Below are 26,332 nucleotides of genomic sequence, written 5' to 3' on the forward strand. Positions count from 1 at the left end.
ACCAGGTTCCGCAGGGCCCCCGCGTCCGCCCCCACGGTCGGCCCGCGTGCCGTCACGTCCGGTGCGCACGGACGCCGCCGCACGCTCCGGCGTCTGCAGGGGGCGTCTGTCCCCTCGGCGAACGGCAGGAAGGGCACGATCCCTGTGGATCGTGCCCTTCCCGTGCCCCGTCTCCAGAACGGTGCCCACCGTGGCCCGCGCGTGGCGGACCCGGTGGGATCAGATGTTGAAGCCCAGGGCCCTCATCTGGTCCCGGCCGTCCTCCGTGATCCGCTCCGGACCCCACGGGGGCATCCAGATCCAGTTCACGTGCCACTCGTCCACGGCGGGCGAGAGGTTCTGGGAGACCTGCTCCTCGATGACGTCCTGCAGCGGGCACGCCGCCGTGGTGAGCGTCATGTCCAGGCGCAGGGAGGCATCGTCCTGGTACTCCAGGCCGTAGAGCAGGCCCAGGTCCACGATGTTCACGCCCAGCTCGGGGTCGATCACGTTCTTCAGCAGGTCCGTGATCTCCTCGACCGAGGCCTGGCCGTTGGGCCCGGTGGTCTCCGCCGCGGCGGTGCCGGTGGATTCGCTCATGGCGACCTCCTCAGGAAGTGGTGCGCCGGTGCCTACTTGGCAGCGGCCTGAACGTAGCGGTCGTAGCCCTCGTTCTCCAGCTGCTCCGCGAGCTCCGGACCGCCCTGGTCCACCACGCGGCCGTCGGAGAACACGTGCACGAACTGCGGCTTGATGTAGCGCAGGATGCGCGTGTAGTGCGTGATCAGCATGATGCCCGTGTTGTCCTCGGACAGGGCGCGGTTCACACCCTCGGACACGATCTTCAGCGCGTCCACGTCCAGGCCGGAGTCCGTCTCGTCCAGCAGGGCGATCTTCGGCTTGAGGATCTCCAGCTGCAGGATCTCGTGGCGCTTCTTCTCGCCGCCGGAGAAGCCCTCGTTGACGTTGCGCAGGAGCATGTCGTTGTCGATCTTCAGCTTGTCCATGGCGGTGCGGACGTCCTTGGTCCACGTGCGCAGGGAGGGTGCCTCGCCGTCGATCGCGGTCTTCGCGGAGCGCAGGAAGTTGGAGGTGGTCACGCCGGGGATCTCCACCGGGTACTGCATGGCCAGGAAGAGGCCGGCGCGGGCGCGCTCGTCCACGGACATCTCCAGCACGTCCTGCCCGTCCAGGGTCACGGAGCCGGAGTCCACCTGGTACTTGGGGTGGCCGGCGATCGTGGACGCCAGCGTGGACTTGCCCGAGCCGTTGGGGCCCATGATCGCGTGCACCTCACCGGAGTTGATGGTCAGATTCACGCCCTTGAGGATGGGCTTGGTGCTCTCGTCGTCCAGGATGACGGACGCGTGGAGGTCCTTGATCTCCAGAGTTGACATGCGGTGTTTCTCCTTGGGTCTCGTGGGCACCGGCCCGCTCTCGGGCGCGGTGCGGAATTCTCGGGTCTGACGACGGCGCTGGGCCGGGGTCTCAGCTCTCGGTGCGGGCGAGCTCGTCCTCCAGGGACGCGCGCAGCTGCTCCTCGAGGGCCTCCACGCCCACCTGCTGGATGATCTCGAACAGGAATCCGCGGACCACCAGGCGGCGTGCCTGGTCCTCCGGGATGCCGCGGGACATCAGGTAGTAGAGGTGCTCGTCGTCCAGCTGCCCCGTGGTGGAGGCGTGACCTGCACCGGCGATCAGGCCGGTCTCGATCTCCAGGTTCGGCACGGAGTCCATGCGCGGACCGTCGTTGAGGATCAGGTTGCGGTTGAGCTCGTAGGTGTCCGTGCCCTCGGCCTCGGCGCGGATCAGGACGTCGCCCACCCACACGCCGTGGGCGTTCTCACCCTGCAGCGCGGACTTGTAGTTCACGCGCGACCGGCAGCGCGGCACGGAGTGGTCCACGAACAGCCGGGACTCCAGGTGCTGGCCGTCGTCCACGAACGTGAGGCCGTACATCTCCACGTCGCCGCCGGGAGCGGTGAAGCGGGTGGACGGGGTGACGCGCACCAGGTCACCGCCCAGGCTCACGAGCACATGCTTGAACGTGGCGTCGCGGCCCAGCTTGGCCTGCTGCGAGGACGCGTGCACGGAGTCGTCCGTCCACTCCTGCAGCGAGACCACGGTGAGGTTGGCGCCGTCCGCCACCGAGAACTCGATGTTCTGGGCCAGCACGGCGGTGCCCACGTGGCGCAGCACCACGAGCGCCTTGGAGTTCGCCCCGGCGTCCACCACGATGTGCTGGGCCGCGGGTTCCTCGGACTCACCGGTGAGCGTCACGATCACGGGCTCCGCCACCTGGGCGTCGCGCGGCACGGAGATCACGGTGGCCTCGCGGAACGAGGACCACGCGTTCGCCGAGACCCGGTCCTCCGGGATGCCGGCCGAGCCCACGCGGGAGTCGTCGCGGCCCACGGAGGTGATCTGCACGGCGTCGTCCCCCGAGACGGAGACGGCGGGCGCGGGGCCCTGCAGGGCGGCGTCGTCGAGCCCGCGCAGCCGCTTGATGGGCGTGAAGCGCCAGTGCTCGAGCTTGCTGCTCAGCGGCGGGAAGTCGGCCACGTCGTAGGACGTGGTGCGGCCCGCGCGGGAGGAGTCCGGCACGCCGGAGATGTCCCCGTGCTGGGTGTGGCGGATCTCGGGCTCACCGGCCTGATTGCGGCCCTCCTGCAGGGTCTCGCCCTCCTGGCTCATGCCCGGGATGGCGACGCGGTCCTCGCCGGTGGGCACTCCGTTCACCTGCTCGTCGGCGTCCTGTGCGGCACGGGCGGTCTGATCAGTGGTGGACATATCAGCCAACGGATCCTTCCATTTGCAGTTCGATGAGACGGTTGAGCTCGAGCGCGTACTCCATGGGCAGCTCACGCGCGATCGGCTCCACGAAGCCGCGCACGATCATGGCCATGGCCTCCTCCTCGGGCATGCCGCGCTGCATGAGGTAGAACAGCTGCTCCTCGGACACGCGGGAAACAGTGGCCTCGTGGCCCATGGTGACGTCGTCCTCGCGGATGTCCACGTAGGGGTACGTGTCCGAGCGGGAGATCGTGTCCACCAGCAGGGCGTCGCACACCACGTTGGACTTGGAGTGCGTGGCGCCCTCGCGCACCTGCACGAGGCCGCGGTAGGCGGAGCGGCCGCCGTTGCGGGCCACCGACTTCGACACGATCGACGAGGACGTGTTCGGGGCGATGTGCACCATCTTGGACCCGGTGTCCTGGTGCTGGCCCTCGCCCGCGAAGGCGATGGACAGGGTCTCACCGCGCGCGTGCTCGCCGGTCATGTAGACCGCGGGGTACTTCTGGGTGACCTTGGAGCCGATGTTGCCGTCCACCCACTCCATGGTGGCGCCCTCGTGGGCGATGGCGCGCTTGGTCACCAGGTTGTACACGTTGTTGGACCAGTTCTGGATGGTCGTGTAGCGCACCCGGGCGTTCTTCTTGCAGATGATCTCCACCACGGCGGAGTGCAGCGAGTCGGTCTTGTAGATCGGCGCGGTGCAGCCCTCGATGTAGTGGACGTAGGAGTCCTCGTCCGCGATGATCAGCGTGCGCTCGAACTGGCCCATGTTCTCGGTGTTGATGCGGAAGTACGCCTGCAGCGGGATGTCCACGTGCACACCCTTGGGGACGTACACGAACGAGCCGCCGGACCACACGGCCGTGTTCAGCGCGGCGAACTTGTTGTCGCCCACGGGGATCACGGTGCCGAAGTACTCCTCGAAGAACTCGGGGTGCTCCTTCAGGGCGGTGTCCGTGTCCATGAAGATCACGCCCTGGGCCTCGAGGTCCTCGCGGATCTGGTGGTAGACCACCTCGGACTCGTACTGCGCGGCCACACCGGCCACCAGGCGGTTGCGCTCAGCCTCGGGGATGCCGAGCTTCTCGTACGTGTTGCGGATGTCCTCGGGCAGCTCCTCCCAGGAGCCCGCCTGCTGCTCCGTGGAGCGCACGAAGTACTTGATGTTGTCGAAGTCGATGCCCGACAGGTCCGCGCCCCACGTGGGCATGGGCTTGCGGTCGAAGAACTTCAGGCCCTTCAGACGCAGCTGCGTCATCCAGTCCGGCTCGCTCTTCTTGGCCGAGATGTCCCGGACCACCTCTTCGTTCACGCCGCGGCGCGCCGAGGCGCCGGCGTCGTTCTTGTCGGCCCAGCCGTACTGGTACTGGCCGATCCCCTCGAGCTCCGGGTTCATCTCCAGGATCTCGGAAATCGTGGTGTCGCCTGTCATGGTGCCCGCGGTGTCCGCGGGTTCGATGCGCTCGGTCATGACAACCCTCCCTGTCGTGCGGTTGTGTGGTTGGTGGAGTTCTTGGAACCCGCCGCGCGCAGCTGCAGCGGGACGTGTGTGGTGCAGACGTGGGCGCCCGCGGCCATGGTGGAGAGCCTGCGGACGTCGACGTCCAGCAGCTCGGCGATCATGGCGGTCTCCTGCTCGCAGAACTCGGGGTACTCGTTCGCGATGTCCTGGATGGGGCAGTGGCCCTGGCACAGCTGGGCGGAGCGCAGAGTCACGCCCTTGGGACCACGGGGGGTGACCGTGGTGTGGGACGCCACGAAGCCGTCGTGGCTCATGGCGGCGGTCAGCGCGTTGAGGCGGTCCTCCACGTCCGGACCCGCGGCCTCCACGCTGGGCCGGTAGCGCTCACGCCACCGCTCGACCTCCTCGGTCACGAACCCGTGCACGAGATCCTCACCACCCACCCGGGCCATGGTGGCCAGCGCACGGCTGGCAAGCCCCCGGTAGTCCTGCGCCAGCTGCTCGTGCCCGCCCGGTGCCACCACGTAGCGACGCGCCGGCCGACCAGCTCCCGAGGCGGTGCTGCGCACCATGGAAACCTCCACGAACTGCTCGGACTCCAGGGCGTCCAGGTGACGCCGGACGGCGGCGGGCGTGAGGCCGAGGTCCTTGGCGATCTGCGCGGCGGAGATGGGCCCGTGGGCGAGCACCAGCGAGAGCACCCGCGAGCGGGTGGTGTCATCCTGGTCCGTGCGCACCGCGCTCGTGCGGTCCGTGGCCGGTGAACTCATGCTGGGTGCAACATCCTTCGCGGCGAGTCGGGGAGGTGGCCGAGCCGGTGCAGCTCCGTGCGGCCCGGGCCCCACGGGAACTGGGTTCACCGGTGAGGCACGCAATACATAACGAGGGTATGCGGTAATCCATTCCCCGACAAACGCCCGGAGCACGCCCCGGGGAGGCGCCCACGGAGGCGCGGGCGGGAGTCCCCCACCGGGCGTCACGGCACGGGCCGTCCTAGACTGTCCGGGTGCAGACGCCCCCAGAATTTTCCTCAGTCCCCGCTGCCGCCCCCGATCCGGGGACCGCGGCCCTGCACATCAGCGACCTGGTCAAGACGTTCCCCGGGCGCGGTGAGCCCGTCCGCGCGGTCCGCGGTCTCAGCATGGCGGCCCACGCCGGGCGCGTCACGGCCCTGCTCGGGGCCAACGGCGCGGGCAAGACCACCACGCTGCAGTGCGCCCAGGGCCTCCAGCAGCCCACCTCGGGCACGGTCCGCCTGCTCGGCCAGGACCCCTGGCGGGCCTCCCCGGAGCTGCGCGCCCGCGTGGGCGTCATGCTCCAGGACGGCGGGCTCCCGCAGGCCGTGCGACCCGCAGAGCTGCTGCGCCACCTCAGCAACCTCTACGCGGACCCGGTCCCCGTGACCGAGCTGGTGGAGCGCCTCGGCATCCGGTCCTTCCTCCACACGCCCGTCCGTCGGCTCTCCGGCGGCCAGCGCCAGCGCGTGGCGCTCGCGGCGGCGCTCGTGGGCCGCCCGGACGTGCTGTTCCTGGACGAGCCGTCCGCCGGGCTGGACCCGCGCTCGCGCCAGCTCGTGTTCGACGTGGTCCAGCGCCTGCGGGACCAGGGAACCTGCATCATCCTCACCACGCACCTCATGGACGACGCCGCCCGGCTCGCCGACTACGTGTACATCGTGGACCACGGCACGGTGGCCGCCCAGGGCACCGTGGCCGACCTCGTGCGCACCGGCCGGGACTCGTCCCTGGTCATGACCATCACCGTCACGCCGGAGCAGCGTCCCGTGCTGCGCGCGGACCCGCCCTGGCGCCGCCCCGACTACGACGACGTCCGCTGGGTCGTCAAGGACCGCACCGTCACCCTCACCGGCCCGCTCGACGCCACCCGCGTCCGTGAGCTGACCGCGTGGGCCACCCGCAACGACACCCTGCCGGAGGCGCTGAGCGTGCAACCCCGTTCCCTCGAAGACGTGTTCCTGGACGTGGCCGGGAGGGATGCCCGGTGACCCCCGCAGACGCCGTCACCTCGGCACCCCACCCGGACGGGCGGCGTCGTGCCGCGTCCCTGCCCCGGCGCGTGGTGTCCCAGGCGCGCTTCGAGGCCACCACGATGCTGCGCAACGGGGAGCAGCTGCTGCTGCTCGTGATCCTGCCCGTCATGGCACTCGTGGCCCTGACCATGACCGACCTGCTGGACCCCTACCGCGTGGACGGGGCCTCCCGTGCGGACGTGGCCGTGCCCGGCATCCTGGTGCTGTGCGTGCTCTCCAGCGCCTTCTCGGGGCAGGGCATCCAGACCGGCTTCGACCGCCGCTACGGGGTGCTGCGCCAGCTCTCGACCACTCCCCTGGGACGCTCCGGTCTGATCGCGGGCAAGCTGCTCGCCGTGCTGGCCGTGCTCGCCGTGCAGTACGTGATCGTGGCGGCCGTGGCCCTCTGGCTGGGCTGGCACCCCACCGTGGCCTCCGTGCTCGGCTCCCTCCCCCTGCTCGTGCTGGTCGCCGTGGCGTTCACCGGGCTGGGCCTGCTGATCGCCGGAACCCTGCGCGCCGAGGCCACCCTGGCGGTGCTCAACGTGGTGTGGGTGGCGCTCGCCGCGGGCGGTGGTGTGCTCTTCCCCGCGTCCGCGCTGCCCGGCTGGCTCGCCGGGATCGTGTCCTGGCTGCCCTCCTCGGCCGCGGGTGAGGTGCTGCGGGAGTGCTTCCTGCACGGCCGGGTGAGTGCCGCTCCCCTGCTGGTCCTCGCCGCATGGGCGGTGGCGAGCTGGGCGGCCACCGCGCGGTGGTTCAAGTGGGTCTGACCCCCTGAGCGCGCGGTCCCGTCCAGGATGCTCCCACGGCGGGATCGCTACACTGAGGGGGACCCGTCCCCTCTGCCCCTGGATGCCCCGCCATGTCTGACACCGCTCCCCGCACCGCCGTCGATTCGTTCTGGTGGCCCAGCACCGTGACCCCCTGGGTGCGCTTCCTCGCGGTGGCGTCCCTGGTGGCCAACGCGCTGCTGATCTTCACGGGCGGTCTCGTCCGGCTGACCGGTTCCGGCCTGGGGTGCCCCACGTGGCCCCGCTGTACGCCCGACTCCTGGACGAACACGGCGGAGATGGGTGTGCACGGGATCATCGAGTTCGGCAACCGCCTGCTCACGTTCGTACTCACCGTGGTGGCGGTCCTGACGTTCCTGTCCGTGCTGAAGCTGCGCGAGGAGCACCCCAAGCTGTTCCGGCTGGCGCTGCTCCTGCTGCTCGGGATCCCCGTTCAGGCCGTGGTGGGCGGCGTGCTGGTGCACCTGGAGCTGCACCCGCTGCTCGTGGGTGCGCACTACTTCCTCTCAGCCATCATGATCGCGCTGTCCACGCTGCTGGTGCTCAACACCCGGCGCGAGGGCCTCTCGCGAGTGGCCCACGACCAGCGCCCCGGCCAGCTGCACGGCCACACCACCCTGGTGCGCGGCCTCGCGGTCGCCACGGGCGTTATCGCGGCCGTGGTGCTCTACCTCGGCACCCTGGTGACCGGCACCGGCCCCCACGCCGGGGACCAGGACAGCGCGCGGCTGGCCTTCGACTCCGTGGTCATCGCCCGCGCCCACGCGGTCCCCGTCTACCTGCTCACCCTCACGGCCGTGACGGGCATCGTGGTGACCACGGTGAAGTCCCTGCCCCGTGTGCTGCGCAACGCGTACGCCATCATGATCCTGGTGATCATGGCCCAGGGCGCCGTGGGCTACTACCAGTACTTCAACGGCGTTCCGGAGGCCGCCGTGTCCCTGCACATGGTGCTCTCGGCAGTGCTGATCTGGGCGGCCACCCGCGTGGTCTCCATCAGCTTCTACCTCGCGGACGACCACCACGAGCACGCGGCGCCCGTGGACCTGGGCGAGGCTTCACCCGCCTCCGCGCCCGCACAGCCGGTGCGCTGACCCCGCGCCTCCCCGTACGCCGTCTGCCCCCGGTCATCCCGGGGGCAGACGTTTTTCCGTCCTGTGCCGCTGGTGCAGGGGCTCCCGACACCGCCCGGCGCAGCTGGTTCCGAGGCTCGCGACCACGCGGGTGCTCACGCCCCCGACGACGTCCCCGTGGCGCAGTCGCTCAGGCATCCGACGGCGCCGCGGGCCGGCCGCGCAGCTGTGCCACGGCGTCCGCGAGTGCGCGTTTGCCGCTCGAGGGAATGGGCAGCAGCGGACGCCGCGGTGCGCTCGTGCGCACGCCGCAGACCTCCGCGAGGGCGTACAGCACGGACAGGGGACGTTCGTGCCCCATGAGCTGCATGAGGGGGCGCAGCGCGGAGCTCCAGGCCGCCGCATCCTCCGCGCGGCCCTCTCTCACCGCTCGGTGGAACTCCACGAACTCCGGAGCCAGCAGGGCGGCCATCCCGCTGTGCCACGCCGCCGGTGGGTACTCCTCCACGATCAGCTGGTCCCGGCTCACACCGTGGACCGTGCCGGGTTCCGCCTGCTGGGCGAACAGCAGCTGGCGTGAGTGGAACAGCCGCCCGGAGCTCGCCGTGTCCTTGAACGCCACCACGGTGTCCAGCCAGGACAGCTCCGCCGCGAGCTCCACCGGGTACGTGAACCCGGTGGTGGAGGGGTTGTTGTAGAGGCACACGGGCAGCGACACCGCCGAGGACACCGTCTCCACCTGGTCCGCGATCTCCTGCGACACCAGCGGGATGTAGCTCACGGGGCTCAGCACGAGCCCGTCCGCGCCGTTGTTCTCCGCGGCGTAGGCGTGCTGGAGGACCTCACGCGTGGTGATGGCCGAGATGCCGACTCCCACGGGGGTTCCCGAGCCGGAGGCCGCGCGGACGGCGGTGCGCACCACCTCGGACCGCTCGGCGGCGTCGAGGTAGGCGAACAGTCCCGAGGTGCCGAGCACCACGATCCCGTCCACACCGCTGCGTGCCAGCCGGGCGATGCTGCTCTCCAAGGAGTCAAGGTCCAGGGCTCCGCCGGGATGCAGCGGAGTCACGGGGTAGGCGATCACACCGGAGAAGTCCATCGAGAGCATGGGCCCAGTTTAGGCGAGCACCGCGACCGAGCCGGCCGAGCGGCGTCGTCCCCGGGCACGGCGAGACGGCCGGTGGACGGGATGCCCAGGATGGGACGGACCGGACACGCCGGTCAGAGAATGGGACCGCCGAGGAACGGATCCAGGGCCACGCCCACGAACACGAACGTGATGTAGGCGATCGAGCCGTGGAAGACGTACATGGCCTGCTTGAGCGTGGGCCGCCCGGCCCGGGCCAGACCGTAGAGCTTGTGGCAGTGGTAGGTGAACCACGCGCCGGAGAGCAGCGCGATGATCCCGTAGACCCAGCCCGCACCGCCCACGGGGATCAGCAGCAGCGAGCAGATCACGGTGGCCCACGCGTACAGCACCACCTGCGCACCCACGGTCCGCGCGGAGTCCACCGCGCCGAGCATGGGAACCCCCGCGCGCGAGTAGTCCTCCGCGTACTTCATGGACAGTGGCCAGTAGTGCGGCGGGGTCCACAGGAAGATGAACGCGAAGAGCACGAACGCGGGCCACTCGAGCGTGCCGCGCACCGCGGCCCAGCCGATCAGCACGGGCATGCACCCGGCGATCCCGCCCCACACGATGTTCTGCGCGGTGCGGCGCTTGAGGATGATCGAGTAGAAGACGGCGTAGAGGGCGATGGCCACCACGCCCAGCACACCGCACAGCACGCTCACCCCGAGGGTCAGCCAGGCCACGGCCACCGCGGACAGCAGCCACGCGAACACCAGGGCTTCACGGTCGCTGACCTCCCCGGTGACCAGGGGGCGCTTGGCCGTGCGCCGCATGAGACGGTCCTCGTTGCGGTCGATGTAGCAGTTGAAGGCTCCCGCGGCGCCCGCCGCGAGGGTGCCTCCGACCAGCGTGTTGAGCACGAGCCAGAAGTCGGGCACGCCCTGCTGCGCGAAGAACATGGTGGGCACGGTGGCCACGAGGAGCAGCTCGATGATCCGGGGCTTGGTGAGCGCCACGTACGCCTTGAGCTTGCGGCGCGCGGTCATCGGGCCCTGGTACCCCACCGGGGCGACCTCCCCGATGCGGGTCCCGGTCACTCCGTGTCCTTGCGTCGCGGGGGATCCCGAGGAATCCGGGTGCGTCGCGGTATCGAGGTGATTCACGGAATCGATGCTCCAAAGAACGTGTGCGGCCCGCACGGGCGGGAGTCCTGCGGTGCCCGGCGCGGCACTGCGCGCGGGGACACCCGGTCAACAGTATAGCCGCCGGGATTGACACCCGGATGGCGCCCGACCCGGTGCCCGGTAGCCGTTCGCGCTCACAGCGTACGTCCCTGACGGGCACGGCCTCTCGGGACTAAGGTTGAGCGCGGAACTCGCGTTCCGCGGCACCCGGAGGCCTTGCGGCCGGTCGGGCGGCGGTTCGCATCGCACATCCCCACAGGAAAGGGGCGCGCCACCGTGCCGAACCTCGATCAACCGCTGAACTGGACCGAACAGGATGCCCGCGCCGTGGACACCGCGCGTGTCCTCGCGGCGGACGCCGTGCAGAAGGTCGGCAACGGCCACCCCGGCACGGCCATGTCCCTGGCACCCGTGGCCTACCTGCTGTTCCAGAAGGTCATGCGCCACGACCCCTCGGACGACCGCTGGACCGGGCGCGACCGGTTCATCCTCTCCCCCGGGCACACCTCGCTGACGCTCTACCTGCAGCTCTTCTTCTCGGGCTACGGCCTGGAGATGTCGGACCTGGAGTCGCTGCGTACGTGGGGCTCCAAGGTCCCGGGCCACCCCGAGTACCGGCACACCACGGGCGTGGAGATCACCACCGGACCGCTGGGCCAGGGGCTCGCCTCCTCCGTGGGCTTCGCGTACGCCCAGCGCTACACGCGCGGGCTCTTCGACGCCGACGCCGCCCAGGGCACCTCCCCGTTCGACCACCACGTGTTCGTGATCGCCTCGGACGGGGACCTCCAGGAGGGCATCACCTCCGAGGCCTCGTCCCTGGCCGGCACCCAGGAGCTGGGCAACCTGGTGGTGATCTACGACGACAACAAGATCTCCATCGAGGACGACACCAACGTGGCGTTCAACGAGGACGTGCTGGCCCGCTACGAGGCCTACGGCTGGGACACCACCCGCGTGGACTGGCGCAACGGCGGGCAGTACCAGGAGGACGTCCAGGGCCTCTACGACGCGATCGTGGCCGCCACCAAGGTCACGGACAAGCCGTCCCTGATCGCGCTCAGCACCATCATCGGCTGGCCCTCCCCCACCAAGCAGAACACCGGCGGCATCCACGGCTCCGCGCTCGGCGCGGACGAGGTCGCCGCCACCAAGGAGATCCTGGGCTTCGATCCCGAGAAGTCCTTCCAGATCGAGCCCGAGATCATGGACCACGTGCGCGAGGTCGCCCAGCGCGGCAAGGCCGAGCGCGCCGAGTGGGAGAAGTCCTTCGAGCAGTGGCGCAGCGCCCACCCGGACAAGGCGGCCCTCTACGACCGCATCAAGAACCAGGAGCTGCCCGAGGACTACCGCGCGGCGTTCCCCACGTTCCCAGCAGGCAAGGCCGTGGCCACCCGCAAGGCCTCCGGGCAGGTCATCAACGCGATCGCGGACACCTTCCCCGAGCTGTGGGGCGGCTCCGCGGACCTCGCGGGCTCCAACAACACCACGATCGACTCCGCCCCGTCCTTCATCCCGGAGAAGCGCTCCACCGAGAAATGGACGGGCTCCCCGTACGGCCGGGTGCTGCACTTCGGCATCCGTGAGCACGCGGCGGCGGCGATCGTCAACGGCATCGTGATGAGCAGCCAGACCCGCGCCTTCTCGGGGACGTTCCTCATCTTCTCCGACTACCAGCGCCCGGCCGTGCGCCTGGGTGCGCTCATGAAGGTGCCCTCCATCTACGTCTGGACCCACGACTCCATCGGTCTGGGCGAGGACGGACCCACGCACCAGCCCGTGGAGCAGCTGTCCTCGCTGCGCGCGATCCCGGGACTCGACGTCGTGCGCCCCGCGGACGCCAACGAGACCGCTGTGGCGTGGCGGACCATCCTGGAGAGCCACGAGCACCCGGCGGGCATCGCTCTCACGCGCCAGGACCTGCCCACGCTGGCCCGTGAGGACCTGCACCCGGACGCGGAGGGCGAGAAGTTCGCCTCCGCCGAGGGCGTGGCGCGCGGCGGCTACGTGCTGGCTGACAGCGAGGGCACGCCGGACGTGGTGCTGATCGGCACCGGCTCGGAGGTTCAGCTCGCGCTGAAGGCCCGCGAGCAGCTCAAGGCCCGGGGCGTGTCCGCCCGCGTGGTCTCGATGCCGTGCCGCGAGTGGTTCGACGCCCAGGACGCGCAGTACCGCGAGTCCGTGGTCCCCGCGGGCGTCAAGGCCCGGGTCACGGTCGAGGCCGGCATCCGGATGTCCTGGAACGACCTCCTCGGCGATGCCGGGCGGGCCGTCTCCCTGGAGCACTTCGGCGAGTCCGCGGACTACGAGACGCTCTACCGCGAGTTCGGCATCACCGCAGAGGCCGTGACGGAGGCCGCCCTGGACTCCATCGCCGCCGCGCGCTGAGCCCCACACCCCTGCACCCGTTGCGGGCGGCGGACCCGCCGCCCGCAACGGCCCCAGATTTCCCACGCGACCGGAGGACACAGACATGACCACTCCCACTCAGAAGCTCTCGGACGCCGGCGTCTCCATCTGGCTGGACGACCTCTCCCGCCAGCGGCTCACGAGCGGCAACCTGCAAGAGCTGATCGACACCAAGAACGTGGTGGGCGTGACCACCAACCCCACGATCTTCGCGGCGGCCCTCGCCGACGGCGAGTCCTACCGCGAGCAGGTGGCCGAGCTGGCCGCGGCCGGCACCTCGGTGGACGACGCCGTGTTCCGCATCACCACCGACGACGTCCGAGACGCGTGCGACCTCTTCGCCCCGATCGCCGAGGCCACGCAGGGCCAGGACGGGCGCGTGTCCATCGAGGTGGACCCGCGGCTCGCCCAGGACGCCGACGCGACCTCGTCCATGGCCCAGAAGCTCTCGCAGACGATCGACCGGCCGAACGCGCTCATCAAGATCCCGGCCACGGAGAAGGGCCTGCCCTCGATCGCGGCCACGATCGCCGAGGGCATCTCGGTCAACGTGACCCTGATCTTCTCGCTCGAGCGCTACCGCAACGTCATCAACGCCTACATGGAGGGGCTGGAGAAGGCTCTCGAGAACGGCAAGGACCTCTCCACCATCCACTCCGTGGCGTCCTTCTTCGTGTCCCGCGTGGACACGGAGATCGACAAGCGCCTGGACGCCGTCGGCTCGAGTGAAGCTGCGGCACTGAAGGGGAAGGCGGGGCTCGCCAACGCCCGCCTCGCCTACCAGGTCTACGAGCAGTCCCTGGACACGGAGCGCTGGAAGCGTCTCGCGGCCGCGGGCGCCAACCCGCAGCGCCCGCTGTGGGCCTCCACGGGAGTCAAGGACCCTGAGCTGCCCGACACCCTCTACGTGACCGAGCTGGTGGCGCCGAACACCGTGAACACCATGCCGGAGAAGACCCTGGACGCCACGTTCGACCACGCGGAGGTCACCGCGGACACCGTGACCGCCACGTACGAGGAGTCGTCCCGGATCCTCGACGAGATCGGCGCGCTGGGTGTCTCCTACCAGGAGGTCGTGGAGCAGCTGGAGACCGAGGGTCTCCAGAAGTTCGACGCGTCCTGGGACGAGCTGCTCGCCACCGTGCGCACCGCGCTCGACGACGCCCGCTGAGTCCCCGCCCGGCAGCGGCCGGGCCTGCCCGTGCGCCGCGTCCCGTCGGGTTCCCCGGCAGGGCGCGGCGGACGGTCCTACGATCCACCACACCGCCAGCTCGACCAGTCCGAGGAGGCTCCCCGTGAGCTCATTGTCATTGCAGGCCGCAGGATCCGCGCGCGACGCCGTGGACACCCACGTACCCCGTCTCGTCGCCGACAACTTCGCCTCCAAGCTCTTCGCGCAGGATCCCACGCTCTGGGGTGCCGCGGCAGAGGAGGAGGCTGCGGTCCGGCTGGGATGGACGGACGCCGCGACCGTCTCCCGTCCCCTGATCCCGGAGATCATGGAGCTGCGCGACGACTTCGCCCGCGAGGGCGTCACCCGCTTCGTGCTCGCTGGCATGGGCGGCTCCTCGCTAGCCCCCGAGGTCATCACGCGCAGCGCCGGTGTGGAGCTGTTCGTGCTGGATTCCACCGATCCCGAGATGGTCTCCACGGCCCTCCAGGACCTCGAGCACACCGCCCTGGTGGTTTCCTCGAAGTCGGGTTCCACCGTGGAGACGGACTCCGCCCGCCGCGTGTTCCTCGAGGCGTTCGAACGGGCCGGCATCGACGGCCCGTCGCGCGTCGTGGTGGTCACCGACCCGGGCTCCCCCATGGACTCGGCCTCGCGCGAGGCCGGCTACCGCAAGACCTTCAACGCCGATCCGAACGTGGGCGGCCGCTTCTCCGCGCTCACCGCCTTCGGGCTGGTTCCCTCGGGGCTCGCCGGGGTGGACGTCGCCGCGCTGCTCGACGACGCCGAGGAGGCCGCGGAGATGCTGCGCGAGGACGACGAGAACAACATCGGCCTGCAGCTGGGCGCGGCGCTCGGCGGAACCGATCCGCTGCGCGACAAGATCGTCCTGGTGAACCAGGGCGCACCGTTCGTGGGATTCGCGGACTGGGCCGAGCAGCTGATCGCGGAGTCCACCGGCAAGTCGGGCACCGGTGTCCTGCCCGTGGTGGTGGACGAGGCCGCACCCGAACTGACCTCCGGTGCGCAGGACGTGCTGGTGGTGTCCCTCGTGGACGAGGAGTCCGTGGAGACCGGCTCCGGTGACGGCGTGCGCGTGGCCGGTTCCCTCAGCGGGCTCATGCTGACCTTCGAGGTGGCCACCGCCGTGGCCGGGCGCCTGCTCGGCATCGACCCCTACAACCAGCCGGACGTGGAGTCCGCCAAGGCCGCCACGCGCGAGCTGCTGGCCTCCTCCCCCGAGCCCTCCCCGGCCGTGGCCACGGACGGGAGCGTGGAGATTCGGGGCGACGAGTCCCTGCTCCACGGCGCCACCACCGTGCAGGACGCGCTCACGGCTCTGCTCGAGCAGCTCCCCGAGGACGGCTACGTCAGCGTGCAGGCCTACTTCGACCGCCTGCAGTGGACGCAGCTCGAGGCTATCCGTGACCAGCTGGCGCGGCACACCGGCCGTCCCGTGACGTTCGGCTGGGGTCCGCGCTTCCTGCACTCCACCGGGCAGTACCACAAGGGTGGGCCCGCCCAGGGCGTGTACCTGCAGATCACGGCGGCCACCGAAACAGACGTGGACATCCCCGGGATCCCCTTCACGTTCGGAGAGCTCATCAGCGCCCAGGCGGACGGGGACGCGGCCGTGCTGGGCGAGCACGACCGCCCTGTCCTGCGGCTGCGTCTCACCGACCGCGCGGCGGGAGTAGCCCAGCTGCTCGAGGCGGCGTCGGCTCTCTGACACCCGCCACCCACCAGCGACCGGACAGGAAGTCCCGTGCCCGACACCAAGAATCCCAACCCCCTGCGGGACCCGCGCGACCGGCGGCTCACGCGCGTGGCGGCGCCGTCGGCCCTCGTGCTGTTCGGCGTGACCGGCGATCTCGCCAAGAAGAAGCTGCTGCCCGCGATGTACGACCTCGCGAACCGCAGCCTGCTGCCCCCGGCGTTCTCGCTCGTGGGCTTCGGGCGGCGGGACTGGGACGACGCCCAGTTCGCGGAGTACGTCAAGGAGAACGTCACGCAGCACGCGCGCACGCCCTACAACGAGGACCTGTGGAACCAGTTCGCCTCGGGCCTGCGGTTCGTACAGGGTGAGTTCGACGACGACGACGCCTACGACCGTCTCGCGCAGACCCTCGAGGAGCTGGACCGGGACCGGGGCACCCGCGGCAACCACGCGTTCTACCTCTCGATCCCGCCCAAGGCCTTCGAGACGGTGTGCCAGCAGCTCGCGGACCGCGACCTCGCGGACAGCGAGAACAGCACGGGCTGGCGCCGTGTGGTCATCGAGAAGCCGTTCGGTCACGACCTCGAGTCCGCGCGCGAGCTCAACGCGATCGTGGAACGCGTGTTCCGCGCGGACAGCGTCTTCCGCATCGACCACTACCTGGGCAAGGAGACGGTGCAGAACATCCTGGCGCTGCGCTTCGCCAACCAGATGTTCGAGCCGCTGTGGGACGCCCGTTCCGTGGACCACGTGCAGATCACCATGGCCGAGGAGATCGGGATCGGTTCCCGTGCGGGGTACTACGACGGCGTGGGGGCGGCCCGGGACGTGATCCAGAACCACCTGCTCCAGCTGCTCGCCCTGACCGCCATGGAGGAGCCCGCCTCGTTCAGCGCCAGCCACCTGAGGCGGGAGAAGGCCAAGGTGCTGGAGTCGGTGGTGCTGCCCGAGGACCTCGGCGAGCACTCGGCCCTGGGCCAGTACACCTCGGGGCTGCAGGGCGGGGAGTTCGTCAAGGGCTTCCACGAGGAGTCGGACATCCCGGCGGACTCGCGGACGGAGACGTTCGCTGCCCTGCGCGTGGACATCAACAATCGCCGCTGGGCCGGGGTGCCCTTCTACCTGCGGGCCGGCAAACGGCTGGGCCGCCGGGTCACGGAGATCGCCGTGGCGTTCAAGAAGTCCCCCAACCTGCTGTTCCGGGACACGGACCACGAGGAGTTCGGCCAGAACGCCATCGTGATCAGGATCCAGCCGGACGAGGGTGTGACCATCCGCTTCGGCTCCAAGGTCCCCGGCACGCAGTCGGAGATCCGGGACGTGACCATGGACTTCGGCTACGGACACGCGTTCACGGAGTCGAGCCCCGAGGCCTACGAACGGCTGATCTTCGACGTCCTGCTCGGGGAGCCGCCGCTGTTCCCCGACCACTCGGAGGTGGAGCAGTCCTGGAAGATCCTGGACCCCTTCGAGCAGTACTGGAGCGAGCACCGGGTGACCCCTGAGCCCTACGAACCGGGCTCCTGGGGTCCCGCATCGGCGCACGAGCTCATGGCTCGTGACGGACGCGTCTGGAGGCGACCGTGATAGTTGACATGGAGAACACCACCGCCGCGAGCATCGAGAAGAAGCTCAACGAGCTGCGGGACGAGAACGGCGTGGTGACCCTCGGGCGCGTGCTCACCCTCGTGATCCTGGCGCAGGCGGGGCACTCGGAGATGGCCATCGAGGCGGCCAACTACGCGAGCCACGAGCACCCCTGCCGGATCATCGTGCACGTGGCGCACTCCTCCTCGGATGAGACACGGCTGGACGCCCAGCTGCGCATGGGCGGTGACGCCGGTGCCTCGGAGGTCATCCTCATGCACGGCTACGGCGAGCTCGCGGAGCCCACGGAGACCCTGGTCTCCGCCCTGCTGCTGCCCGACGCCCCGATCGTCGCGTGGTGGCCGCACGACTTCCCGGCGAACCCGAGCGGCAGCTCGATCGGGCGGATCGCCCACCGCCGCATCACGGACTCGTCCCGGGCCGATGAGCCGTTCGAGTCGCTCGAGCAGCTGTCCCGGCAGTACACCCCCGGGGACACGGATCTCGCGTGGACGCGCATCACCAACTGGCGCGTCCAGCTCGCCGCCGTGCTCGACCAGGTGGGCCCCGTGGACGTGCGGGAGATCATCCTCGAGGGTGCCGCGGTGGCCCCGTCCATGGTGCTGCTCGGTGTGTGGCTCTCGTGCCGGCTGGACGCGCCCGCCACGATCGTGAGCGACGACTCCCGCCGTGCCCTCGACCGGGTGTGCCTGGTCACCGAGCACGGGCCCGTGGAGCTCGACCGCCCGGGGCGCACCGTGGCCGTCCTGACCCAGCCGGGTCAGCCGCAGCAGCAGATCGCCATGCCCGTCCGCGACCTGAACGCGTGCCTGGCCGAGGAGCTGCGCCGCCTGGACGCGGACGAGATCTACGGAGAGGTCATCACCCAGGGCCTGTCCAGGGCACGGATCACCACGCGCTCGTCGGACGAGCCCGGCGCGGAGGACCCGCTCGACGAGGCCATGGCCGAGGCGGACGACACCGGCGAATCGGCCACGGTTCCGGACGAGACCGACGGCGCGCCCGCGTCGTCGGCGCCGGGGACCTCGCCCGCCGGGGACCCCGGGTCAGGAACCCGGTCCACCGGCGCGGGGGAACGGTCGTGAGGGAGCACGACCGGCCGGTCCCCCGGCTCGTGCCCCACGCGGACGACGACCGTCTGGCCGAGGACACCGCCCGGCGGATCCTGGAGGTGCTGGAACGGGCCCAGGACGAGCGGGGTGAGGCAACGATTGCCCTGACGGGCGGAAGCATGGGCACCCGGGTGATCCGGGAGGTTGCGACGCACCCGGACGCCCAGCTCGTCGACTGGTCACGCGTGAACGTGTGGTGGTCGGACGAGCGTTTCCTGCCGGGCGCCGATCCCGAGCGCAACGGAGTGCAGGCCGCCGACGCGTGGAACGAGTCCCTCGCGCTGACGTGGGACCGTGTCCACCCGGTGGCCGGTGCGGACGAGATCGACACGGTGGATGCCGCGGCCGCGGACTACCGGGAAGAGCTGGCGGCGGCAGCCGCCGCGGAGGACTCGCCCACCGGGTTGCCGCACGTCGACCTCGCGCTGCTGAGCCTGGGCCCGGACACCCACGTGGCGTCCCTGTTCGCCGGACGGCAGGACGTGCTGCGCCACGACGAACCGGTGTTCGCCGTGAGGGACTCCCCCAAGCCCCCGCCCGAGCGGGTGACCATGTCGTTGGCCACCATCAACTCGGCGGACCGTGTGTGGCTCCTCGTCTCCGGTGCCGCCAAGGCTGACGCGCTCGCTCACATCCGCCGTGAGACCTCGCCGGTGGCCGCGCCCGGGAGCGCTGTGAGGGGCACGCACGAGACTTTGTGGCTGGTCACGGAGGACGCGCTGCCAGGTGTCCCGCAGGATCCTGCGGAGGACATAGGCTGACAGTGCAGGCGGCTCCGGCGACCGGCGGCGGCCGGCCAGGCCGGTGCACCGCCGCAGCTCGTCACCCGCAGTCCATGTCCCCCACGTCGTCACTCCCCGGCCGTGAGGAACACAGCGCTCGGTGCGGTCCGAGCTGCGCCAGCCCTGACACCCAGGCCGTGAGGCGCAGAACCCCCGAGCACGACGAAGGCCCGGACCTCAGGTCCGGGCCTTCGACATGAGTGCGTCCACCTCGACCGCGTTGCCGGGTCGTTCCACCCCGGGGCGCCGCGCCGGGCGTGGCCGGCTGCCGGCCCGCGTGCGGTGCGCCGGGCTCAGGCGGCCGGAGGGCCGAACCGCAGCACGAGCGCGTAGCACACGATCGACAGGGCCCACACGATGGCGAGCACCGTGGTGATGCGCACCACGTTCTTCTGGGCGGCGCCCGAGGTGTTCAGGGACTGCGTCATGCCGCCACCGAACATGTCGGAGAGCCCGCCTCCCTTGCCCTTGTTGAGCAGGACGAACATGATGCACAGGATGCTGGTCACCACGATGACGACCTGCAGGGCGATCTGGAGGATCTCCACGAATTGCCTCACTTCACGATGGCTGGGACTGCTGCGCGGGTGCCACGGCGGCCGCGTGAGCGGCCTCCGGCCCGGGGCACGGATGCAGGTTCTCGGAACAGTTTACAGGCGGACACTGGAAAACCCCTCGCGCGAGCACGAGGGGTCCCGAACCGGACCCGGAAAGAGTTCCCTCCCGGGTCCGGCCGCGCACCGGTCAGCCGGTGACCAGGTGCTGCTCGAAGCGCGCGATCTTGGCGAACTCCTCCGCGTCGAGGCTCGCGCCGCCCACCAGGGCACCGTCCACGTCCGCGCCGGAGAGGATGGCCGCCACGTTGGAGGACTTGACCGAGCCGCCGTACAGGATGCGCGTGGCGTCGGAGAAGCCCTTGCTGTGCAGCGAGGTCAGCTCGTCACGGATGGCGTGGCACATCTCCTGCGCGTCCTCCGGCCCGGCCACCTCCCCGGTGCCGATGGCCCACACGGGCTCGTACGCCACCACGAGACCCTCGAGCTCACCCTCCGAGAGCTCGGCGAGGCTCCCGCGCAGCTGCTCGAGGGTGTAGGACACGTGGTTGCCGGCCTGGCGCTCCTCGAGGCCCTCCCCCACGCACAGCACCGGGGTGAGCCCGTGGCGGATGGCCGCGCGGACCTTGTCCCGGCAGGTCTCGTCCGACTCCTCGTGGATGGCCCGGCGCTCCGAGTGGCCCACGAGGGCGTAGGTGCACCCGAGCTTGGCCAGGAACTGCCCGGAGACGTCACCCGTGTAGGCGCCGGAGTCCTGGTCCGAGAGGTCCTGGGCACCGTAGCGGACCTGCAGCCCGTCCCCCTCCACCACGGACTGCACCGAGCGCAGGTCCGTGAAGGGCGGGAACACCGCCACCTCCACGCGCGAGAAGTCGTGCTTGGCGTCCTTGAGCGTCCAGGCGAGCTTCTGCAGCAGGGCGATGCCCTGCGTGTGGTCCATGTTCATCTTCCAGTTGCCCGCAATCAGGGGCGTGCGGTCGAAAGCACCGTTGGTCTGCGTGGTCATGCTGGTTCTCCTTCGCTGTGGGACGGATCGCCGAGGGGTGCTCAGGCTCCGAGCGCGACGACGCCCGGCAGCTCCTTGCCCTCGATGAACTCCAGGGAGGCGCCGCCCCCGGTGGAGATGTGACCGAACTGCTCGTCCCGGTACCCCAGGTTGCGCACGGCAGAGGCGGAGTCGCCGCCGCCGATCACGCTCATGGCGTCCGAGGTGGCCAGCGCCTCGGCCACGGCCTTGGTGCCACCGGCGAACGCCGCCATCTCGAACACGCCCACGGGACCGTTCCAGAACACGGTCCTGGCCTGCCCGATCCGCTCTGCGAAGAGCTTGGCGGACTCGGGCCCGATGTCCAGTCCCAGTCCGGAGTCTCCGATCGAGCCACCCTCGATGTCCGCCACGGGGCGCACCTCGTGCTCGGCGTCCTCGGCGAAGCGGGAGGCGTAGACGACGTCGACCGGCAGCACGATCTCGGTGCCCGCGCTCTCGGCCCGGTCCAGGTAGCCCTTGACCGTCTCGATCTGGTCCTTCTCCAGCAGGGAGGACCCCACGGCGTGGCCCTGGGCGGCGAGGAACGTGAACACCATGCCGCCGCCGATCAGCAGGGAGTCCGCCTTGCCGATGAGGTTGTCGATCACCGCGAGCTTGTCGGAGACCTTGGAACCGCCCATCACCACCACGAACGGGCGCTCGGGATCGGAGATCACCTTGCTCAGCACGTCCACCTCGGTCTTGACGAGGTCACCCAGGTAGCCCGGGAGCTTCTGCGCGATGTCGTACACGGAGGCGTGCTTGCGGTGCACCGCCCCGAAGGCGTCGTCCACGTAGGCGCCGTTCTCACCGGTCAGGGCCGCGAGCTCGCCCGCGAACTCGCCCCGCTCGGCGTCGTCCTTGGAGGTCTCGCGGGGATCGTAGCGGACGTTCTCCAGCACGAGGATCTGACCGTCCTGCAGCGCTTCCGCCTTGGCCCGGGCGTCCTCGCCCACCACGTCGGCGGCCACCAGAACCGGTGCCTCGGAGAGCTCCGCCAGACGGTCCGCGGCCGGCTTGATCGAGTACTTGGGGTCCACGGTGCCCTTGGGGCGGCCGAGGTGGGCCATGACGATGACCCGCGCCCCGGCGTCGACGAGCTTCTCCAGCACCGGCAGCGACGCCCGCACGCGACCGTCGTCCGTCACGGTGGAGCCGTCCAGCGGGACGTTGAGGTCCGAACGCACCAGGACGCGGCGACCCGCGACCCCCTCCGCAATGAGATCGTCCAAAGACTTGGCCATGTCTGTCATCCCTTTCCCTGTGGTGAACGCTTGCTGACGACAATGGCGCCGGCACCCTCGGGGCACCGGCGCCACTGAGCGGTCTGTCTCAGAGCTTATCGGCCACGTAGGACACGAAGTCCACGAGGCGGATGGTGTAGCCCCACTCGTTGTCGTACCACGCGATGACCTTGACCTGGTTGTCGATCACCTTGGTCAGCGGCGCGTCGAACACCGTGGAGACGTCGTAGCCCTCGATGTCCTTGGACACCAGCGCTTCCTCGGAGTACTCGATGATGCCCTGGAAGGGGCCCTCCGCGGCCTTCTTGACGGCGGCGTTGACGGACTCGACCGTGACGTCCTCACGGACGTCCACGGTGAGGTCCACGAGCGAGCCCGTGGGGACCGGGACGCGCACGGCGAAGCCGTCCAGCTTGCCCTTGAGCTCGGGGAGCACCAGGCCCACGGCCGCAGCGGCACCGGTGGTGGTGGGGATCATGCTCAGGGCGGCGGCACGGGCGCGGCGCAGGTCCTTGTGGGGGGCGTCGTGCAGGCGCTGGTCACCCGTGTAGGCGTGGATGGTGGTCATCAGGCCGCGCTCGATGCCGAACTCGTCGTCGATGACCTTGGCCAGCGGGGCCAGGCAGTTGGTGGTGCAGGACGCCGCGGACACCAGGTTCATGGTGGCGGGATCGTAGCTCTCGTGGTTCACGCCGTACACGAAGGTGCCGTCCACCTCCTTGCCCGGGGCGGAGAGGACGACCTTCTTGGCGCCGGCGTCCAGGTGGGCCTGCATCTTGGGGCCGGTGGTGAACTTGCCCGTGGACTCGACCACGATGTCCACCCCGAGCTCGCCCCACGGCAGCTTGGAGGGATCGGCCTCGGCGAAGAACTTCACCTGGTGGCCGTCCACCGACATCACGTCACCGTCCAGGGTGACCTTGGAGCCCAGCCGACCCATGACGGAGTCGAACTCGAACAGGTGCTTCAAGGTCTCCGGGGCGGTGAGGTCGTTCACGGCCACCAGCTCGATGTCGTGGCCGTGGTGGGTGTACAGGGCCCGCGCGAAGCAACGGCCGATGCGTCCGAATCCGTTGATGGCAACCTTGACTGTCACTGCGTTCTCCTCTGCGTGTGGGTGTGCGGCGGACGGTGATCGCCTGGATGTGGGATCAAAACCATTCGGCATGATTCCCACACCCGGAGTGCTCGGCGACCAACGAAACCACCTGCTCTTCCGTGTTCATTCTAGCGCGTCCGGCGTCGCGAGGACAGTGCTGCGGGGACCGACGCGCCATCTGTTCGCAAACCCCACATGAACCAACATTCACTGCGGAGTCACGGGCGGCTGGTACTATCCGCGCCGCCGCTCCCCGCCCGCCTGGGCCGCGAACTCCGTGGTGGTGGCCACGCCGAGCTCCTCCGCGCGGCGGTCGGCCATGGCCAGCAGCCGGCGGATCCGGCCCGCGATCGCGTCCTTGGTCAGCGGCGGGTCCGACAGCCGGCCGAGCTCGTCCAGGCTCGCCTGCTTGTTGGCCACGCGCAGCCGCCCGGCCGCGCGCAGGTGCTCGGGGGCCCCGTCGCCCAGGATGTCCAGTGCCCGCTCCACCTTGGCCCCCGCCGTGACGGCGGCCTGCGCGGAACGCCGCAGGTTGGCGTCGTCGAAGTTCGCGAGCCGGTTGGCCGTGGCCCGCACCTCCTTGCGCATGCGCCGGTCCTCCCACTGCAGCAGCGCGCGGTGGGCGCCCAGGCGCGTGAGCAGCGCGGCGATCGTGTCGCCGTCGCGCACGACGACGCGGTCCACGCCGCGCACCTGCCGCGCCTTGGCGAGGACGTCCAGACGGCGCGCGGAGCCCACGAGGGCGAGGGCCGCCTCCGGTCCCGGGCACGTGAACTCCATGGCGGCCGCGCGACCGGGCTCCGTGAGGGAGCCGTGCGCCAGGAACGCGCCCCGGATCACGGCCGCGGACTCCTCCACGCTGCCGTTGACCACCGTGGGGGGCAGCCCGCGCACGGGCCGGCCGTGGGCGTCCAGCAGTCCGGTGCGCCGGGCGAGGGCCTCGCCGTCGCGGGCGACCCGCACCACCCAGGTGCGGTCCCGGCGCAGACCGCCGCCGCTGATCACCCCGAGCTCGCAGTCGTGGCCGAAGACCTCTCCCACCGTGCGTGCTGCGCGGCGTGCCACGGACTCCGTGTCCAGCTCCGCCTCCACCACGATGCGCCCGCCCACGATGTGCAGCCCGCCCGCGAAGCGCAGCAGGGCCGACAGCTCCGCCGCGCGCACCGCGGACTTGCGCACCTGCAGGTGGGCGAGTTCTTCCTTGACCGAGGCGGTCAATGCCATAGACGTCGATCTCCTTGTCGTGCTCGGGCGGGGGCCGGGGCTGCCCCGGTCAGTGCTCCGCGTTCATGATCTGCTGGTAGGCCGCGGCCAGTTTGAAGGGGTTGTGCACCGAGCCGCCGTCCTTGTCCCGGAGGGAGTCCCAGTGCACCACCGCGCCGAGCTGTGCCGCGGCGGCCTCCACGTCCTTGGGGGACTCGGCCGCGGACGGGTCCGCGAGCACCACGTCCAGGCGCAGCTCCGGGGCGTAGCGCTTGAGGACCCGCAGCTGGTCCCCCGAGCCCATGCTGAGGGTCTCCGAGTCGCGGGAGAGGTTGAGGGTGACCAGCCGCTTGGCGGGAGACGCGCAGATGGCATCCCGCAGCTGAGGCAGCAGCAGGTGCGGAAGCACCGAGGTGTGCCACGAGCCGGGGCCGAGCACCACCCAGGCCGCCTCCTCGATCGCGGTGACGGCCTCCGGGCACGCCTCGGCGTCTGCCGGGCTGAGCCGCACGTTGCACACGTCCGCCTCCTTGGCGAGGCGCGCCTGCCCCGTGACTGTGCGCGTGACGGCCTCGGGCGGGCAGGCGACCGTGGGGCTGCTGCCCGGGGCGACGTCCCCCTCGATCACGAGCGGAGTACAGCTCATGGGCAGCACCTGACCGCGTGCCCCGAGCAGGGCCCCCGCCCAGCGCAGTCCCTCCACGGGGTCTCCCAGCAGCTCCCACAGGGTCACGATCAGCAGGTTGCCCAGGGCGTGGTTGTCCAGTCCCTCGTCCGGGTGCCCCTCGATGCTGAAGCGGTGCTGCATCACGTCGCTCCAGGTGCGGCCCCACTGGGAGTCGTCGCACAGGGCCGCCAGCGCCATCCGCAGATCGCCCGGCGGCAGCACGCCGAGGTCGTTGCGCAGCCGACCGGACGACCCGCCGTCGTCCGCGACCGTGACCACGGCGGTCAGGGCGGGGGCCAGCAGCCGCAGCGCGGAGAGGCTCGCGGAGAGCCCGTGGCCGCCGCCGAGGGCCACCACCGAGTCCGCGTCGGTCAGGGCGTCCCGGGCGGAGGGGTCCAGGGAGTGGTAGGGGTCCACGTCACGCCGGCTGCTCAGCGGCAGCCGGGGCAGGGCACCCGTGGTGGGAAGTGAACTCATCGATTCCGTCATGTCTGGGGGGCAGGCTACTCGCGGCCCATGTCCCGGTGCTGGATGTTGACGGTCACCCGGGGCGACTTGCTGAGCCGCCGGGCGACCTCCTCGGTGATGGCCACGGAGCGGTGCTTGCCGCCCGTGCACCCGATGGCGATGGTGGCGTAGTGCTTGCTCTCGTTGCGGTAGCCGGCGAAGACCGGTTCGAGCATGGACACGAAGCGGTCCACGAACGTGCGTGCGCCGTCGTTGCCGAAGACGTAGTCCCGCACCTCCGGGTCCTTGCCCGTGCGCGGGCGCAGGGCGGGCACCCAGTGCGGGTTGGGGATGAAGCGGACGTCCGCCACGTAGTTGGCGTCCGCCGGCACGCCGTACTTGAAGCCGAAGCTCATCACGGTGAGGCGCAGCACCACGGGCCCGCTCGTGGAGAACATGTCCGCCACGGCCTTGGTCAGGGCGTGGACGTTGAAGGACGTGGTGTCCAGCACGGAGTCCGCGGTCTCGCGCAGATCACGCAGCAGCTCCCGCTCCGCCTTGATGCCGTCCAGGATCCGCCCGCCGGCCTGCAGCGGGTGCGGGCGGCGCTGGAGCTCGTAGCGGGACACCAGGACCTCGTCCGAGGCCTCCAGGAACAGCACCGAGAAGTCCACGCCCGAGGTCTCCAGGGCGGCCAGCGTCTCGCGCATGTCGTTGAACAGGGCCTTGCCTCGCACGTCGATCACCACGGCGAGCTTGGGCAGCGTCTGCGGGGTGCGGGAGGCCAGGTCCGCGAGGGTCCCGAGCATCTGCGGCGGCAGGTTGTCCACCACGTACCACCCGAGGTCTTCCAGGGCATGGGTCGCGGTGGAGCGGCCGGCACCGGACATCCCCGTGACGATCAGC

The 26,332-nt window shown here is 70.5% G+C and carries 23 protein-coding genes; 9 read left to right on the top strand and 14 right to left on the bottom strand.

The window, feature by feature from the left end:
* Nucleotides 1–219 precede the first annotated feature (219 nt).
* From QL985_RS04965 to QL985_RS04985, 5 genes are all read right to left on the bottom strand, one after another.
* On the bottom strand, nt 220–579 hold the full coding sequence (locus tag QL985_RS04965) for a metal-sulfur cluster assembly factor (protein WP_019309181.1): 360 nt from the start codon (nt 577–579) through the stop codon (nt 220–222).
* Nucleotides 580–611: 32 nt separating this feature from the next.
* Complete coding sequence (sufC, locus tag QL985_RS04970) at nt 612–1,376, bottom strand: Fe-S cluster assembly ATPase SufC (RefSeq protein WP_047978246.1); 765 nt, start codon at nt 1,374–1,376, stop codon at nt 612–614.
* Between the two features lie 91 nt (nt 1,377–1,467).
* Nucleotides 1,468–2,769 carry a Fe-S cluster assembly protein SufD gene (sufD, locus tag QL985_RS04975; protein ID WP_259905935.1) on the bottom strand — a complete coding sequence of 434 codons (1,302 nt, stop codon included), beginning with the start codon at nt 2,767–2,769 and terminating at the stop codon, nt 1,468–1,470.
* Nucleotide 2,770: 1 nt separating this feature from the next.
* Nucleotides 2,771–4,246, bottom strand: coding sequence for a Fe-S cluster assembly protein SufB (gene sufB, locus QL985_RS04980; RefSeq protein ID WP_039101192.1), 1,476 nt, complete (start codon nt 4,244–4,246; stop codon nt 2,771–2,773).
* The gene (locus QL985_RS04985) at nt 4,243–5,007 is read right to left on the bottom strand and encodes a winged helix-turn-helix transcriptional regulator (RefSeq protein ID WP_059281216.1); all 765 of its coding nucleotides are present in this window, start codon (nt 5,005–5,007) and stop codon (nt 4,243–4,245) included. Before QL985_RS04985 ends, sufB begins: the two co-directional genes overlap by 4 nt.
* 236 nt (nt 5,008–5,243) lie before the next feature.
* Here QL985_RS04985 and QL985_RS04990 point away from each other — a divergent pair, with 236 nt between their 5' ends.
* The 3 genes from QL985_RS04990 (at nt 5,244) to QL985_RS05000 (ending at nt 8,151) form a co-directional block, all read left to right on the top strand.
* On the top strand, nt 5,244–6,242 hold the full coding sequence (locus tag QL985_RS04990; protein ID WP_059281215.1) for an ABC transporter ATP-binding protein: 999 nt from the start codon (nt 5,244–5,246) through the stop codon (nt 6,240–6,242).
* Nucleotides 6,239–7,036, top strand: a complete 798-nt coding sequence (locus QL985_RS04995; protein ID WP_047978248.1) for an ABC transporter permease — start codon at nt 6,239–6,241, stop codon at nt 7,034–7,036. The genes QL985_RS04990 and QL985_RS04995 overlap by 4 nt, the downstream gene beginning before the upstream one ends.
* Before the next feature lie 92 nt (nt 7,037–7,128).
* Nucleotides 7,129–8,151 (top strand): COX15/CtaA family protein, encoded by a 1,023-nt coding sequence (locus tag QL985_RS05000; protein ID WP_047978249.1) that lies wholly within the window; start codon nt 7,129–7,131, stop codon nt 8,149–8,151.
* A gap of 169 nt (nt 8,152–8,320) precedes the next feature.
* Here the strand turns inward: QL985_RS05000 and QL985_RS05005 are convergent, their stop codons facing one another.
* Both QL985_RS05005 and QL985_RS05010 read right to left on the bottom strand, forming a co-directional pair.
* The gene (locus QL985_RS05005) at nt 8,321–9,238 is read right to left on the bottom strand and encodes a dihydrodipicolinate synthase family protein (RefSeq protein ID WP_039101197.1); all 918 of its coding nucleotides are present in this window, start codon (nt 9,236–9,238) and stop codon (nt 8,321–8,323) included.
* Between the two features lie 113 nt (nt 9,239–9,351).
* Nucleotides 9,352–10,248, bottom strand: coding sequence for a heme o synthase (locus tag QL985_RS05010; protein WP_047978267.1), 897 nt, complete (start codon nt 10,246–10,248; stop codon nt 9,352–9,354).
* Between the two features lie 414 nt (nt 10,249–10,662).
* Here QL985_RS05010 and tkt point away from each other — a divergent pair, with 414 nt between their 5' ends.
* From tkt to pgl, 6 genes are all read left to right on the top strand, one after another.
* Nucleotides 10,663–12,774 (top strand): transketolase, encoded by a 2,112-nt coding sequence (gene tkt, locus QL985_RS05015; RefSeq protein ID WP_259905936.1) that lies wholly within the window; start codon nt 10,663–10,665, stop codon nt 12,772–12,774.
* Between the two features lie 85 nt (nt 12,775–12,859).
* A complete protein-coding gene (gene tal / locus QL985_RS05020) occupies nt 12,860–13,966 on the top strand; it encodes a transaldolase (protein WP_039101199.1) in 1,107 nt (368 codons plus the stop codon).
* 124 nt (nt 13,967–14,090) lie between these two features.
* Entirely contained in the window at nt 14,091–15,695 is a 1,605-nt protein-coding gene (locus QL985_RS05025; protein WP_039101200.1) for a glucose-6-phosphate isomerase, read from the top strand.
* Nucleotides 15,696–15,758: 63 nt separating this feature from the next.
* Nucleotides 15,759–17,270: a glucose-6-phosphate dehydrogenase gene (gene zwf / locus QL985_RS05030; RefSeq protein WP_035885007.1), complete on the top strand. Its 1,512-nt coding sequence runs from the start codon at nt 15,759–15,761 to the stop codon at nt 17,268–17,270.
* Complete coding sequence (locus QL985_RS05035) at nt 17,267–18,376, top strand: glucose-6-phosphate dehydrogenase assembly protein OpcA (RefSeq protein ID WP_235005058.1); 1,110 nt, start codon at nt 17,267–17,269, stop codon at nt 18,374–18,376. The genes zwf and QL985_RS05035 overlap by 4 nt, the downstream gene beginning before the upstream one ends.
* Nucleotides 18,373–19,164 carry a 6-phosphogluconolactonase gene (gene pgl, locus QL985_RS05040; RefSeq protein WP_208546921.1) on the top strand — a complete coding sequence of 264 codons (792 nt, stop codon included), beginning with the start codon at nt 18,373–18,375 and terminating at the stop codon, nt 19,162–19,164. The genes QL985_RS05035 and pgl overlap by 4 nt, the downstream gene beginning before the upstream one ends.
* Before the next feature lie 314 nt (nt 19,165–19,478).
* Here the strand turns inward: pgl and secG are convergent, their stop codons facing one another.
* From secG to rapZ, 7 genes are all read right to left on the bottom strand, one after another.
* Complete coding sequence (gene secG / locus QL985_RS05045) at nt 19,479–19,733, bottom strand: preprotein translocase subunit SecG (RefSeq protein ID WP_039101201.1); 255 nt, start codon at nt 19,731–19,733, stop codon at nt 19,479–19,481.
* A 196-nt stretch (nt 19,734–19,929) separates the two neighbouring features.
* Nucleotides 19,930–20,745, bottom strand: a complete 816-nt coding sequence (tpiA, locus tag QL985_RS05050; protein ID WP_135010122.1) for a triose-phosphate isomerase — start codon at nt 20,743–20,745, stop codon at nt 19,930–19,932.
* Between the two features lie 41 nt (nt 20,746–20,786).
* Nucleotides 20,787–22,019, bottom strand: coding sequence for a phosphoglycerate kinase (locus tag QL985_RS05055; protein WP_200829426.1), 1,233 nt, complete (start codon nt 22,017–22,019; stop codon nt 20,787–20,789).
* A 79-nt stretch (nt 22,020–22,098) separates the two neighbouring features.
* Nucleotides 22,099–23,106, bottom strand: a complete 1,008-nt coding sequence (gene gap / locus QL985_RS05060; protein WP_249493887.1) for a type I glyceraldehyde-3-phosphate dehydrogenase — start codon at nt 23,104–23,106, stop codon at nt 22,099–22,101.
* Between the two features lie 237 nt (nt 23,107–23,343).
* A complete protein-coding gene (whiA, locus tag QL985_RS05065; protein ID WP_135010116.1) occupies nt 23,344–24,333 on the bottom strand; it encodes a DNA-binding protein WhiA in 990 nt (329 codons plus the stop codon).
* A gap of 49 nt (nt 24,334–24,382) precedes the next feature.
* Nucleotides 24,383–25,456 carry a uridine diphosphate-N-acetylglucosamine-binding protein YvcK gene (gene yvcK, locus QL985_RS05070; protein ID WP_249493888.1) on the bottom strand — a complete coding sequence of 358 codons (1,074 nt, stop codon included), beginning with the start codon at nt 25,454–25,456 and terminating at the stop codon, nt 24,383–24,385.
* A 26-nt stretch (nt 25,457–25,482) separates the two neighbouring features.
* On the bottom strand, nt 25,483–26,331 hold the full coding sequence (gene rapZ, locus QL985_RS05075) for an RNase adapter RapZ (RefSeq protein WP_290147594.1): 849 nt from the start codon (nt 26,329–26,331) through the stop codon (nt 25,483–25,485).
* Nucleotide 26,332 lies beyond the last annotated feature (1 nt).

Source organism: Kocuria sp. APC 4018 (assembly GCF_030407675.1).
GTDB classification, from domain to species: Bacteria; Actinomycetota; Actinomycetes; order Actinomycetales; family Micrococcaceae; genus Kocuria; species Kocuria rhizophila.